Origin of the sequence: Cardinium endosymbiont of Dermatophagoides farinae, from assembly GCF_007559345.1 — a bacterium.
GTDB lineage: Bacteria > Bacteroidota > Bacteroidia > Cytophagales > Amoebophilaceae > Cardinium.
Genome location: NZ_VMBH01000002.1, coordinates 31649 through 46279 on the forward strand (window position 1 = coordinate 31649; position 14631 = coordinate 46279).

Annotated in this window: 12 protein-coding genes and 1 pseudogene; 8 read left to right on the forward strand and 5 right to left on the reverse strand. The window is 32.4% G+C overall.

Features of this window, described 5'->3' with window-relative positions; genetic code table 11:
* Positions 1-2 precede the first annotated feature (2 nt).
* From FPG78_RS06070 to FPG78_RS06080, 4 genes are all read right to left on the reverse strand, one after another.
* On the reverse strand, positions 3-1868 hold the full coding sequence (locus tag FPG78_RS06070; RefSeq protein ID WP_144087109.1) for an ankyrin repeat domain-containing protein: 1866 nt from the start codon (positions 1866-1868) through the stop codon (positions 3-5).
* Positions 1869-1954: 86 nt separating this feature from the next.
* Positions 1955-3805, reverse strand: a complete 1851-nt coding sequence (locus FPG78_RS06075; protein ID WP_223262073.1) for a type IV secretory system conjugative DNA transfer family protein — start codon at positions 3803-3805, stop codon at positions 1955-1957.
* A gap of 67 nt (positions 3806-3872) precedes the next feature.
* Positions 3873-4046, reverse strand: coding sequence for a hypothetical protein (locus tag FPG78_RS07255; protein ID WP_186292510.1), 174 nt, complete (start codon positions 4044-4046; stop codon positions 3873-3875).
* A 49-nt stretch (positions 4047-4095) separates the two neighbouring features.
* Complete coding sequence (locus FPG78_RS06080) at positions 4096-4383, reverse strand: hypothetical protein (protein ID WP_144087111.1); 288 nt, start codon at positions 4381-4383, stop codon at positions 4096-4098.
* A 285-nt stretch (positions 4384-4668) separates the two neighbouring features.
* Here FPG78_RS06080 and mobV point away from each other — a divergent pair, with 285 nt between their 5' ends.
* The 6 genes from mobV (at position 4669) to FPG78_RS06110 (ending at position 12194) form a co-directional block, all read left to right on the forward strand.
* Entirely contained in the window at positions 4669-6585 is a 1917-nt protein-coding gene (gene mobV / locus FPG78_RS06085; RefSeq protein ID WP_144087112.1) for a MobV family relaxase, read from the forward strand.
* A 1016-nt stretch (positions 6586-7601) separates the two neighbouring features.
* Positions 7602-7838, forward strand: coding sequence for a hypothetical protein (locus FPG78_RS07820; protein ID WP_223262074.1), 237 nt, complete (start codon positions 7602-7604; stop codon positions 7836-7838).
* A 94-nt stretch (positions 7839-7932) separates the two neighbouring features.
* Positions 7933-8151 carry a hypothetical protein gene (locus tag FPG78_RS07825; protein ID WP_223262075.1) on the forward strand — a complete coding sequence of 73 codons (219 nt, stop codon included), beginning with the start codon at positions 7933-7935 and terminating at the stop codon, positions 8149-8151.
* 102 nt (positions 8152-8253) lie between these two features.
* Positions 8254-10188: a VapE domain-containing protein gene (locus FPG78_RS06100; protein ID WP_223262076.1), complete on the forward strand. Its 1935-nt coding sequence runs from the start codon at positions 8254-8256 to the stop codon at positions 10186-10188.
* Between the two features lie 193 nt (positions 10189-10381).
* Positions 10382-11353 (forward strand): ParA family protein, encoded by a 972-nt coding sequence (locus tag FPG78_RS06105; protein ID WP_144087114.1) that lies wholly within the window; start codon positions 10382-10384, stop codon positions 11351-11353.
* Between the two features lie 40 nt (positions 11354-11393).
* The gene (locus FPG78_RS06110; protein ID WP_144087115.1) at positions 11394-12194 is read left to right on the forward strand and encodes a ParB/RepB/Spo0J family partition protein; all 801 of its coding nucleotides are present in this window, start codon (positions 11394-11396) and stop codon (positions 12192-12194) included.
* 237 nt (positions 12195-12431) lie between these two features.
* On the opposite strand, the gene FPG78_RS06115 is transcribed toward FPG78_RS06110, so the two are convergent.
* Complete coding sequence (locus FPG78_RS06115; protein WP_144087116.1) at positions 12432-12878, reverse strand: NUDIX domain-containing protein; 447 nt, start codon at positions 12876-12878, stop codon at positions 12432-12434.
* Between the two features lie 82 nt (positions 12879-12960).
* On the opposite strand from FPG78_RS06115, the pseudogene FPG78_RS06120 reads away from it, so the two are divergent.
* Positions 12961-13392, forward strand: a pseudogene (locus FPG78_RS06120) (DUF4277 domain-containing protein); the annotation flags it as partial.
* Between the two features lie 844 nt (positions 13393-14236).
* Positions 14237-14401, forward strand: coding sequence for a hypothetical protein (locus tag FPG78_RS07260; protein ID WP_186292511.1), 165 nt, complete (start codon positions 14237-14239; stop codon positions 14399-14401).
* Positions 14402-14631 lie beyond the last annotated feature (230 nt).

Below are 14631 nucleotides of genomic sequence, written 5' to 3' on the forward strand. Positions count from 1 at the left end.
GACTATAATTTTGCGTGATAGCCTCGCGACTCTAGTTCCTTACTAAACAAAATCTTCTGCTTAACTTTACTTCCTGACAAGCCAAATGCAGGTTGAATATCATCGAAATAGCCTGAACGAATACCGCCAGCTTCCGTTAAAACAAGCAGAGGATTATCATACGTACACACACAATCTCTAGGTGTTTCACGGCTATCAGACCCTAATCGTTGCATATTTACCTTAGCACCATGCTTAATAAGGGCTATGAATATTTTATCAGATACATCCTGACTAGTTCTTTCAAAAAGCATATTATCTGCTGCATAATGCAGAGGCGTATTATTTGTTCCAGGGTCTTGGTATGTAGGATCAGCTCCATAGTCCAATAACAAGGTTACCATCTCATAATTAGATTGACGAACAGCTTCTTCTAAGGCTGCATTGGAAATAGATGATTCATTAGGATTGCCCCCTTTTTCTAATAGAGACTTTAACATTGGCGTATTTTTTTGCCTGACTGCATTTAACGTACTAAATGCACTCATGGTTGGAGCAGTAGCACTAGAAACTATTTTTTGGACTATATCTGCTGACAGATTTCCACGGCAATTAGGACAATTAATGGTTTGATGATTTTGGTGTTGGCTTAATACATTCTGTGTAATGCATCTAAAATGGAATTTATGACCACAATCTAGTGGGATGACAGGAAAGATTTTATCCCTGGAGTCCTGTACACTTTCTATACAAATACTACACTTCCAATCTTTGTCTACCAATTTTGAATGTCTTGAAAACCCATCTGGTGAAAGGATACTTTTCAACTCTTCATGCTTATTAGATATAGCCAACATCAAAGGGGTAAATCCGCTTTTGCTTGTAGCTCTTTTGCTAGCACCTTTAGAAACAAGCAGTTCAATGATCTCTTTAAACCCTCTTCTAGAAGCCCAATGAAGTGGCGTGAATTTATAAGGATTGTCTGTATTGTGAACCAGAGAAGGTGATTTATCTAAAATATGTTTTACTACATTTAGATAACCATCTCTACATGCCCAGTGAATAGGAGATAAACCAACTGAATCTTTCTTACCTTTCCTAGCAAAATGGCAAAGGATTATGTCAAGAGTTTCTTGATCGTTATCTAACTCTAAAGAGATTAAAATATCTGACTTCCCATCTTTTCTAAATATTACCTCTGCTCCATGAGAAAGTAATAAAGAGACCATCTCTTTATTCTTATTACGTATAGCTACCTCAAGAGGGTTACTACTTACATTAGTTATATTCGGATCTGCGCCCAACTTTAAAAGTTTTCTTGCTTTATCTAAATCATTTTTCCTAACAGCCTGTAATAAAAGTGTACTTCTATTCTTAACTTCATTAATATCTTTTTGCCATTCTAAGTCTAACCTAGCAGCCTCTTCAGGAGGTAGGTAAGAAACTAAAAGAGCATATATCTCCTTAGATACAGCATCTTTTTTAGAGCACACAGCATCTAAAACTTTTGATGTTCCATCTTCTTGAAAAACAATTTTAGCCCCATAAGAGAGTAATAAAGAGACCATTTCCTTGTTTCTCTTACTAACAGCTGCCTCAAGAGGGCAGTCATCTTTATAGATAACATTCGGATCAGCGCCTGATTCCAATAGAATCCTAGCTTCTTTTAAATCATTGAAACCTACTGCCTTATATAAAGATGGAAGACCTCCTGAACCTATTCCATTGACATCTAAACACTTCTTTGAACCCATCTGACTATTTTTAGAGGAGTCTTTCTTTTGATTCAGCTGATTATATTCAACCTTTGGCTTGACTTCCGTTTTTTCACAAGTAGTAGCTAAACAGCTACAAGCTAAAAAATATAAATAATATAATAATAATTTCATATATTTTTGCTATATTTAACAAATATAGCAAAAATATATGAAATTATTTTAAAACATACAAAAATTTTTAATTAAAAATAAAATATCTACATATACTCCAAAAGTAGATCTATCTCTTTTTCTATTTTCCTTTGATTGGCTGCAATATCTTCATTACTAACTTTTGTAACATCTGGTAAGTCTTTTAACAACTCATTTTTAAAGTTTTTGTCATAGGACGATACATTTTTAAATTGTTCTTGAAAAAATACACTATCACTTTCTACTACTTTCCCCGCAAAAAATCCCACATCAAAACTTGCAAACTCATTAGGTTTGATCAACTCTTGTTCATGTATAGTGATATTTTCACCATGTGTAGTATGATGACCTTGAGTATTACTGTGACAGGTTTCTGAGGAACTTGTAGACTTGATCGTATGTTCTTCCTTGCCAAAGATGGAACTGGCATATCTAGAAGACTCTACACCACAGTTTCCCATAAATTGATTGCTTAGGGTACTTTGTATCTTTTTAGCACCTATACTGCCATAGGTATCTTCTAGTTGGGCATTCGATTGTATATAAGAAATGGTACTAATACCGTATTTTCTTGCCGTAGCTGGGACTTCTGAAAGGCCTGGGATGTATAAGGTAGGTAGCTCATCTATGGCCACAAAACTCTTCGTTCTATTATGTCCATACATAGATTTAAAACATATGGTAATTAGTAGAGATATCACTGGACTGAAAGCTGATTTGGCAGGTGGAAAATTGCCTATACAGAGTATGGTTGGAGCAACATTATCATTGATATTTAACTTTATTTCATTTTTACTCAAGACCCAAAATAAATTCTTGTCAATTAGTGGTTGTAAGCTTGTTTTAAAGCTTGCTATGATACCTATTAGCTGGCCTGATGATTTATCTCCACCTTTATAAGCATCAAATATCGAACTTGCATAGGAATAGGCTTCTGAATCTTGTTCTATTAAACTTAATATTTTACCAAAAGGCTTAGTAGATAATGTTAACACGTGTGGTAGCGTACAACAACTTTTTGCTTGATTGGATAAGTAAGCGATAATGCCTTTTAGAAGAGATTTAGTACTTAAATACCAAAAATCATCTTTCCCGCCAGGGTTAAGATTTTTTAATAATACGGTTACATATTCTTCTAAATAGGCCCTATCCGATATGTATATAGGATCAATAGGATTAATGCGACTACTTTTATTCAAATCCATAAAATTAATCGTCTTAAAAGAAATATTCTTCTTGGACCTTTCTGGTAATTTTAAATAACAATTATATATAAATTTAGACAAGCAATAACTCTTTTTTGGATCTACTGGAGTACCTTCAAAATCATAATCATATACAAGACCACAATAGCCTTTTCGTATCATTTCATATAATATTGGCTCTAAAATATATCTAGTTTTACCACTTCCAGGACCGCCTAGTATATAAATTCCTCTTTGAGGATTATTGATGGGTAATAGACCATTTTTAGTAGGTAAAGCAATACTAAAATGCGAATTTTTATCGTAAAATAAAGGACTAATAATTAAATTTTTATCTTTTTTTATAGAAGGTTTTATGCCTCTATAAAACCAAAATGGAAGTGCAAAAGCAGTAAAAAACAGTATAAATAGATAAGGTATTAACCATTCGCGTGATTTTATAAAATCATACCTGGATAAATAAATACATATCCTTTCAAAAGATATAAAACAACAGGTAAATATTAACCATAAAAAGAGTAATACTGTATACGTAAAACCATTATTTTTACTGAAAGATTTTGATAAAAATAACTTTAATCTATCCCACGCTAAAAAACAAATAGACCCTACTAAAATCAGTCGAGTATAGCACCCAAACCCTGAATAGAATACTAAATCAACTGCCCATTTTAAGTATCGGTCATTAATACAAATTCTACTTATTTTCATCCAGTATAGTAACTGAAATAGAAATAAGACTAGAAAAAAATAAAAGGTCAACATAAATGGTATATCACTAATATTTTAGTGCTTTTCTTGTATATTTTGACTTTTTCGTTGGCGCAAAATATACCCTAGTAACTTCTTCTATTTTTTCTTTTATAGAAATACCAGATACTTTAAGAAAAGCATTCATGTTAATCCCTGCTCTAACCAGATTTGATACTATGATTTTTATTTTGTCTTCCATATTTATATAATTTTTATATATTATATAATATAATAATTTTTTAAAAAAATCACAACTTTTTACTTTTATTTTTACCTTTTAAATTACTTTCTAATTCTTCTATTTTTGAGTAAAATACTCCAGTTACCTCTACTATTTTTTCCTTTTTATATCCAAGTACCAACATTCTATTAGCTATTTCTAATAGCTTTTTTTTAGCCCCTAAATATTTGCCATAAGCTATAGGGCTTATATTCTCTATTTCTTTTATAGACAGTCCAGATGACTTAAGGATTATATCCATATCAACTCCTTCTTTAATAAGTTTTTCTACCATTGTTTTAACGTTATTTTCCATATTCATATATATTAATTTAGTAAAATTACAAAGGTTTAAATATAGTATAATTTTTCAAAGAACGTTTCTTTTTATAAAAACTTCTTTCCCATTAGCTTGCTACTTTGAAAGTATAACGGCCATAATGGACTTGGTCTTATGGAGTAAGGCGTAGTAGCTCATTACACTTTATTTCGTAAGGAATATTCGTTTTCGGCTAGTTATGCCTATGTTTTTACTATCTGATAAGAGCGAGCTAATGGGAAAAAACATCTGGTTTATATTTTAGGTTAACGTATCAGTATTATGGCATTTGCAACATTTAACATTAAAGGATATAAAAGTGGATTAGTAGGTATTGGTAAGCATATAGATAGGTCGTGCAGAGAGGCTAAAAAAACAGGAAACTTCGAGGATAAAGAAGAGAAGCATTTAACTGAAGAACTAGGTTTACATATAGATCCATCTAGAACATACTTAAATGAAGAATTGGTAGATACAGGTGGTAAATCCTTATCTGAATTAGTTGAGAAAAGGATATCAGAAGGTTATAAACTATCTAAAGCTATTCGTTCAGATGCAGTTAAAGCTTTAGGTTTAGTTATGACCGGTAGTCATGATCGAATGAAAGAAATAGAATCCAATGAAAAGTTATTTGAAAGTTGGAAAAAGGCTAATTGGGATTTTGCTTGCAAAGAATTCGGAGGAGAAAAAAACATTGTTCGATTTTCTATCCATAGAGATGAACGAACACCTCACATTCATTGTGTAGTGGTTCCAATTACGCCAGATGGAAGATTAAGTGCTAAATACTATAAGGATGGTATCATAAAGTTACAAGGTTATCAAAATAGATATGCAGAAGCTATGTCACCATTTGGATTGGAACGTGGCATAGAAGTATCGTTAACTGGTAGAAAACACACTACTTCAAAAGAATACTATAAAAGTATAAATAAAATTGAGAGAGAGATAGTAGCAGAAATTAAGCATATAAATACCTTGAATCCATTTCATCGTGAACAAGCCAAAGAAGAATTAGAAAAAATACAAGATAAACTCCGATCCTTAGAAGAAGAAAATAGAGGTTTTAAACAGGAAGTTATCTATTCTAGAAATACGCATAAAACGCTTATTGAGCACCGCATTAATAATGATTTAGAAAGAGTCAAGCATGAAGTTAACCTGATTCAACATGCTGCTTCTATGGGTTATGTTCTAGATAAAGAAAAAAGCTCTAATACTTGGGCCGTTATGGAAAAAGAAAATGATAAAATTTTGATTAAAAATGGACCTAATCAGAATGGTCATTGGATGTATAAATCTTTAGTAGATGAACAAGAGAAAGGAACCATTGTAGATTTTATGCAAAAACGTGGATTTAGTTATCAGAGTATTTGTGGATTGTCTAGCAGGCATTTAGATGATCGGGTTATTAAAGATCAAAAATCATTGTCTGTAGAGATGGAAGATGCGTTATCCCAACGATATATCGCTCAAGAGGCGTTTGATAGGATTGTTGAGCATAAAAAAGGGAATTATTTGGCTTGTAGAGGGATTGATCAGGATGTTTACGATTGTTATGCAGGTGTTAAAGTAGGTAACCAAGCTGTATTTGCTTTATACAGGGATATAGATAGTAACGGAAAAGGTACTATATGCAGCACCATTAGCTATCAATTTTATGCTAAAGGTACTATGTCAGATGGTGGATGTTTTAATAGCACTAAATACTTTCAAAAAGGGCTTCCTCGTGGTTTATCTGTATTAGTTGACTATAATGTACCTGTAAAGCATATTGTGGTCTCAGAAAGCCCTATAGATGCTTTAAGCTATAAGCAATTGGATAGACCTTTAGATGGTACTATGTATGTTTCTACTTGTGGCAGTCTGTCTGAAGACGTTAAAAGGGAACTTGCAAACGTTTTTTCTAATGCTAAGGAGAATGGGTGGTCTGTGACACTCGCTTTTGATAATGATAAAGCTGGTAGTCATATGGATAAGGAGGTTCGTGAGTTAGCTGATGCGTGTCTGGTAAACTGTAAATCATCCATACCCTCTCAGTTTAAAGACTGGAATGAAGAATTGGTATATAGTTTAGGAAGGCAAGAAATGCTTAAAAAGCTTCAAAAAGAATTGGTGACTAGTGGGCAGGAGCACGAATTGCGTAAGCAACACGAAAGGGGGCCGACTGTAATGGGAATGGAAATTCCTTGCGAGTAGGAGATGGGAAGTATCCATTATATGTATCCATGTCTGTCTATTTTCTATTGATACTTCTGAGGACACTTGTATTATAGTTATTAAACTGAATATCAGTCTATTATATATGTGTATATGTGTTTCATTTTTAAAATAGACATATGTACATATATAAGCTACTCATAGTCAGTATTATTTATGTTTACTGAAGTGTCTAAGTGAGTATGTATGAAAATATACAGAAATGTATATATAATTCACTCATACTCAGTATTATATAACTAGTCTTGTAGTTATTAAAGTGTTATTTTAAGTAAAATTTACTCCATATACACCTCATATACATGTAGATCGTTTATAATCAGTATTATATAATTTCAATAATTATTTATTTCACGTTTTTGTTCAAAAAACGGATCAAAGTTATAAACTACGTATAATCAGTAATATTAATTAATTAATCTGTAAAAAAATGACGTAAGAACGTAAGATGAACGTAAGATTAAAAGTTACATCTTACGTAAAATTTTATATTGATTATCAGCAATAAGACTATTTTTACGTAAGAACGTAAGATAAATATATATTATAATGAGATATCATAAAATGATATATACATATGCGTTTATATATGTCATATGGTGTATTCTATATAATCTAGTAAATTTTTTCTTACGTTCTTACGTAATTTAATATATTACATTGATATACAGTAATAAAAATCTCATGTTTTATCTTACGTTATTCTTACGTGATTGTTACGTTCTTACGTTTACCGTTTACCGTATTTTATAATTTTTTATTAAAAAGTTTCTTTTTTTGAAACAAAAAAACTAATTTTATTTTTATTATTGTAATAATGTTTTTAACTTGTCGTTATAAAACAGAATTTTGATAGATAATTTATTATGAAAATGGGGTTAAAGTGTTGTTCTGAATTCTCTGACAATCCATTTATGGGAGATATGGAGTCTTTTGACGTATCTAAAATAATCTTGAATCTTTCGAAATCCTCGTTGGAGTTGATGTATTATATATTGGATACGAAATATTTTTTAGAGGATAAGTTTGTGTTTGATATTAATGAATTCAAGAAATTTGCTAACAAAAAATCAGATACTTCAGCTATTCAGGCTTTAGGAGAGCTTTGTTCTCTAAATATAATAGCAAAGACTAAAATATCTAGGGTTTATTGGGTAAATAGAAGTGTTTTTCTAAATAAAAAAGAGATGGAATTTTTAAAGAATTTTTTGAGTTCTAAGAATAAGAAATAAAAAAAGCCTCCCGAAGAAGGCTGTTTTAATTTATTTGGTTGGGATACCGGATAAATGTAATGACCAGACTTCCAAAGGATTAAAAACTTAACTTATGATCACAAAAGAAAAAATCCTGGAAAAGGTAGGGGGAGAGGAATATCTCATCCGCTACTTGGTTCCTACATTTAATTCAAAAGTAAGAAAAAAAAATTACAAATCAATATTTTCAGAAAGTGATAATAGACCAAGTATGTCTATTTATCAGGAAAGAGGAACTTGGAAGTTTAAATCGTTTAATACAGGTCACCAAGGAGATGCTTTCAAAATGTGAGCGGATTATTATGGACTAGACTGTAGAACACAATTTAAGGAACTTTTAGAATTAATTGACCAAGAAATGTGTTTGGGGTTATGTGATAGGAAGAGCACAAGGGTGATTCCAAAGCCTATTGCTTTTAACTCACATATAGTTAAAGAACCTGAAACTTCTTTACCTTCCCAAACACTTTCTATTGAGTATATACCCTGTGCAGAATCTTCTATTTCTAAGTTATACCTGAAGTACTGGTTACAGTACGATATTGACCAGTCTATTTTAGAAAAGTTTGATGTTAAACAGGTAGGCTATTTATCTTATGTAACCAATTCAGGTCGTTCTTTATCTTTTAAGTATCTTGAAAAGCATCAGATTGTATCCGCTTATCATATATCTGGTAGAGTTAAAGTCTATATTCCAGAAATAGCAGCTTCTTTTTCTAGCGAATCATCTTTTAAAAGTCAGAAAAAGTCATTTTCGTATAAAAATCAAACTAAAGATGATGTTTTTGGGTTGTCGCAGTTACCGGAAGGAGATCTAAATTATATCCTTCTTACGGCAGGAGAAAAAGATTGTATGAGTGCTTATGCTCATGGATTTATCAATGTAATTTCTCTACAGTCAGAGCATCAGATGCCTAGTGATGATTTGGTGAACCATTTGCGTAGCAAGACTTCCGTATTGTTAAGTTGTTATGATAATGATCAAGCAGGAAAAAATGCTTCTAAAAAATTAGAGTCTTCTTTTGGTATTATATCTATTCGCTTACCAGAAGAAGTAAAAGATATAGCAGAATACTTTAAAAAATATAGTTCTGATGACTTCCAGTTGCTTCTAGATAGAGGCATAGAGTCCTCACAATCTATTTCAATAGATTCTTTTCATTCAAAAAAGGTTAGACCAATAGGTAATAGTATGCGTAGCAAGGTAGAATTCTATTTGAATGGTAAGTTTAATTTACGTTTCAATATAGTTACTCAAGAACGTGAAATAAGTACTAAACGCAATCCTAGTTTATGGGAAAAAATTAATGTTCATGAACTACGTGGTCATTTGGACAGGCACGGATTGATTTGTTCTTTGGACTTAATTAACTGTATATTAAAGTCTTATTTTGTAGAACGTTTTAATCCTATAGAATCTTATTTTATAAACTTTAATCAAAATACCATAGATCTAAGTAAAGATTACATATCGATTTTGGCTAGTTATGTTCATTTAAGAAATCCTTCTCCTATCCATGCTAACTATTGGTGTACGCATCTTAAGAAATGGATGATTAGAGCAGTTCGTACTGTTTTCGAATCTGAGGGGATTAATAAGCATGCTTTAATTTTATGTTCTGTAAAAGAAAATATAGGTAAGAGTTATTTTTGTGAATTTTTGTGTCCTCCTTCTCTTATAAGGTACTATAATGGCAATCCGATTATTAGTAACGAAAAGGATGCCCAAAAGTCGTTAATCAGAAACTTCATTATAAATTTAGATGAACTTCATCAGCTTCGTTCTAATGCCCATGTAATCAAGACATGGTTGTCCCAACGTTATGTTAATGTTCGTTTGCCTTATCAAGAAGATGAAATAACTGCCTCTCGTATAGCTTCTTTTTTAGGTAGTACCAATGATGTTGAATTTTTACGATCAGATTTGGGTCATAGTAGATGGATTAGTTTTGAGGTAGACTCTATTGAATATCTAGATGATGAAGCAAAGTATATTTTAGAGAAATCTTGGGAGCAAGCTTATCATTTATATAAACTAAATCCTGGTAGTGGGGATTTGAGTAAGGAGGAGTTGTTAGAACTATCACAAATATCTGATCAATTTACGACTAAATCTACGGAATCTGAGTTGATTGTACAGTATCTTTCTCCATCTAATAAAGAAGCGGGGGAATTTATGACAGCTACGGATATACTTAGATATTTGCAGAATATTATTGGACATACTATTAGACTGAATACTAAATTGGTGGGTAGTGCATTAAGGGAAGCGGGGTTTGATAGGTCGGTGAATAAGAAGTTGTATGGTTACTTTGTAACTAAAATTTAGTGGATAGGTAATTATACTTTTTGTGAGTTCATTCATATATGGAAATATATGGTTCATATGTATAAATATTAAATTTCTTTTTATGCAGTATAATTTCGGTTCATTAGATAATGTGTTTATACATTTGATTACAGTTAATCTTGTAATGAATAAACTAAGTTCGCCGTGGCGAACTTTTTTCTGTTTGTAGTAAATGATTGATATTATTAAGGATGGGTTGAGTCTTAGATATATGGCTATGTTATCTAGGATAGATGAAAGTATACTTAATGAGTATATAGATTTTAAATCTTTAAGTGGATTACCGGGTTACAAATTAAAAGATCAAAGGTTTTCTATACATGATAGTCGTAGCATTATAAAATCTGTTCGGTTGAATAAAAACTTACAGATTTTAAAGAAAAAATTTGCATTTTATAATTTTAAGGGTGGAGTAGGGAAGACAAGCATTTGTTTTCAATTGTCTTCACATATTGCCTTAATGGGGTATAATGTTCTGGTAATAGATGCGGATCCTCAAGCTCACTTATCTACCTCTTTTGGATTTCAATCTGATAGTTGCTCTTTAACGTTATATGATTTGCTTACCAACAAGGCTTCTTTTAATGATGTAAAAAAGAGTATATTTTTAGGTTTTGATCTTATACCTTCAAATTTATCTTTGACACGTGTTGAATCTATTTTCTATGAAGAAAAACAATCGTTTGGTAAACTTTCAGAACAATTGTCATCTATAGAAAATGATTATGACTTTATCTTTTTAGATACCAATCCAACCATTAGTTTTCTAAATAGAAACGTTGTCTTTTTTTCAGATGTTATTAACCTTGTATGCGAGACACAACCATATAGTTTAAATGGTTTAAAAATACTTTTAGAGGATTTAGATAACTTCTATATGCATGCTTCTATATCCCCTAAAACTATGCATATTATTCCAAATAAATATGAGTATAGAGCGCTTAGCTCCGCTGAGTCTATGTCTCTTCTTAGGTCATATTATGAACAATATATTAAAAAGGACTTCGCTATAAGGAAAAGTGAAGATTTTAATATATCTACTAAGATAGGTAAACCTTTGATGCTATTTGCTAAGAGAAACTCCATAGCTTTAGAAGATATCCTAGATCTTGTTTTTCATATTTTAGATAAGTATACATTGTGAAAGGAGTATATAGTTAAGGAAATGATCATTAAGTTATAACATGGCTAGAAAGATAAAGTATAAGGAAATATCCGAAGCTATGGAGGAAATAGCAAAACCAGGAATAGGAACATCTTCTAGACCTAGTATTGGATTAGATAAGTCAGTAGGAGAGTTTTATTTTTTAAATATTGATCAGGTCATTCCTTTTAAAAATCAAGCCAGAAAGTCATTTGATAAAGAGGATTTATCTAGGCTAGCTGATTCAATAAAAATACATGGTGTTTGTCAACCTTTGACAGTTATTAAAGAGTCAAATGATAAATATGAGGTTATTAGCGGTGAAAGAAGGCTGAGGGCTGCTAAGTTAGTTGGTCTAACTAAAGTGCCTTGTATAATATTAAAGGAGGCAAATCATGCGGATTCCATCGCTTTAATAGAGAACATACATCGTAATGATCTTACGCCAATAGAACTAGGTATAGCGTTTAAACGACTGTTGGAATTTTCAGTTTTTGACAGTCAAGAACATTTGGCTAAATCGATATCTGTTTCTAAAGGAACTGTTTCCGAGTATATTGCATTTTCTGAGTTTCCTGAAGAAGTAAGAAATAAATTGATTGAGCATAATATTACCTCTAGAAGTAAACTAAGAAGTATTACGAAGGCTCTAAGGAAAAATGATGTACAAAAAGTAAATACCATTATATCTGGTTGTAGTGATCAAAATAAGGTGCCTATTTTGCAATTTTTTCTGTTTGGTAATGAGATTAAGGTACAAGATAAAGGGTTAAAAAATATAGACGATTTAGGAAAACATAAGTTAAAATCCATATTACAGAAGTTTATTGATGCATTGTAAAAGTTCGCCATGGCGAACTTTTTAGGAATATATGTTTGTGGTATTGATCTCCTGTATAACAACTAACTAAGCAGTATATATTGTTTATATCAGAGATACTGAAATAATACTTCAGGGTCGACTACTTACGCAACTTATTACATAGCGCGTAAACAGTCTGGAGTAATTCATTTAGCAGGTAAATATGGGAAGGAGTAAGAGTAGGATACAAGGATCCCTCTACTATATAATATTGTTTTATCTCTTCTCTGATCCTTGGTAAATATCAATATCAATATTTAGCCATTTTCCTGTTTTTAAAAAATCTGGTACAACATGGATATCTTTCAAGTCTTGAACATCAAAAAATTGATAGGTTTTAACGAGACCATCTTGATCTAACCAATTTTTAGGAAGCTCATCTACAACTATTTCTGTAGTAAAGTAAACTTCTATCTTATGTACATTATATTTTTTATCAAAAAATTCTGCAACATAGACAATCTGGTTTGGTTTAACATCAATTCCAGTTTCTTCCTTTACTTCTCTTACCATACATGCTGGAAGCATTTCACTTGGGTCTAAGTGCCCACCAGGTGTATACCAAAACTTATAATCATTGCTCACAAGTAACAATTTCCTATTTTTTACTATTAGCGCTTTAGCTGTTACTTGTACCCGACATTCCTCAGAAAAAAGATACATAAAAAGATTTGTTTAAGTTTTGTCTATCTTTAGAAGGGTAAAGTAATTTTGGCTTTATTATATTGTTTTTTTTATTAGATGTATGTTTGGTAAACACAACATTTCTGGTAGTTCTGTTTTAGATCACTTAGGTTTAGTAGCATCTACGATAGAAAAACTGGGTATAGTCAATGAAATAAATAAACGTATTCCTCTGACTAATGGCGCCAAAACAACACATGGTCAACGTGTATCGGCTATGATACTGAATGGGTTAGGCTTTATGAATGACCGCCTGTACCTCTTTCCAAAATTTCTTGCCAATAAACCGGTGTCTAAATTATTAGGTGGTGATGTTTGTGCATCAGACTTTAATGATGATGCTTTAGGCCGTTGTTTAGATGCTATACATGAGTATGGCATAACAAAACTTTTTTCAGAGGTAGCACTATCTATTGCCTGCAAACATAAGCTTTTAGGGAAATCAGCTCATCTTGACACTACTACTTTGAGTGTATATGGTGAGTATGAAAATAATGATTCCGCTAATAAAAATGGTATAGAGAGTAGCATTCAAAAATCTATTGCTCAAGAAGATATTCGGCTACATCTTCCTACAAAACCCATTCCAGCCTATGGGCATGCTAAACTCACAGTAGAGTCGAGAAATGGCGCGGTGGTCTTACCCCGTTTCCATATCCCGCCTCATCGAACGTAGCGTAGGGATTTCCCCTACTACGCTCTCCTAATAACTTCTTACCAAAGCCTATGGCCTATCATGCTGTGGTTGCTTTCGAAGGTTTATGATAACGTATCTGATAATCGTTGTATAACTTTATCTTTTCGTATAAATCTCTTCTACTCCACCTTCCCCAGCCGAAGCCTTTTCTTTGCCGTGCCCGCATTAAATGTCGCCTAACTTTCTTTGCAACCCAGTCTTTAATATAGCTAAAACATCGGTGTGCCAGGACAAGCCTGGTTGAATAAGGAGGTGGAATTCCTCTCTGGTCAAGGACTAACCACCCAGCCAGAACCGAGTTTTGCATTTGCTGTAGCAATATAGTGAATGAAGCGTAAACAGGGCGAATGTAGGCCGAAACGAAAGTGAACGACAATGAGAGCATCGAGAATTTTGATGGATTCCGGGAGCTAACACTGTCGATGGATGTGGAAAGCAATAAGGTATTAAACGCTAAGGTGAGTTTAATGCTGCCCGGCGGGGTATACGTCGTCAGCATGCATGAAAATGTTCAACCGAGGAACCTGGGAGACCCCAAATATTCCTTGTAAGAGGTAATCACAGATGAAAAAAAAGTCAATGATGATGATGTTTGGGGAGTCAGATGTGTTCATAGTACCAAAGAAGTAGAGTAATGTCTATGGAGGAAAGGGACGCACAACAAGCAAGAGAAAATAAAGGAGAGAAAGCACAGTCACCGAACTGTAATACTTTCAAAACAAAATTATTGTCTCTAGCTAGCAGAGCAAAACAGATCCATAATGATCCACTAAGAACCTTAATACACTTAGTAGATAAGGAATAGTTGTATCAATCGTGGAGAAGTTTAATAAAAGGAGCTACTCATGGTATTGATGGAGTAAATGCAGCAATATATGCAGAAAGCCTAGATGCAAATCTAGACAGGCTTTTATATAAAATGCGAGCAGGTCAATACGTTGCTCCACCTGTAAGGAGGGTCTATATACCTAAAGGCTCAGGTAAGCAAAGATGTAGTAGTTAAGATTTAATCTGACAATTGTTAAATTGTATAGA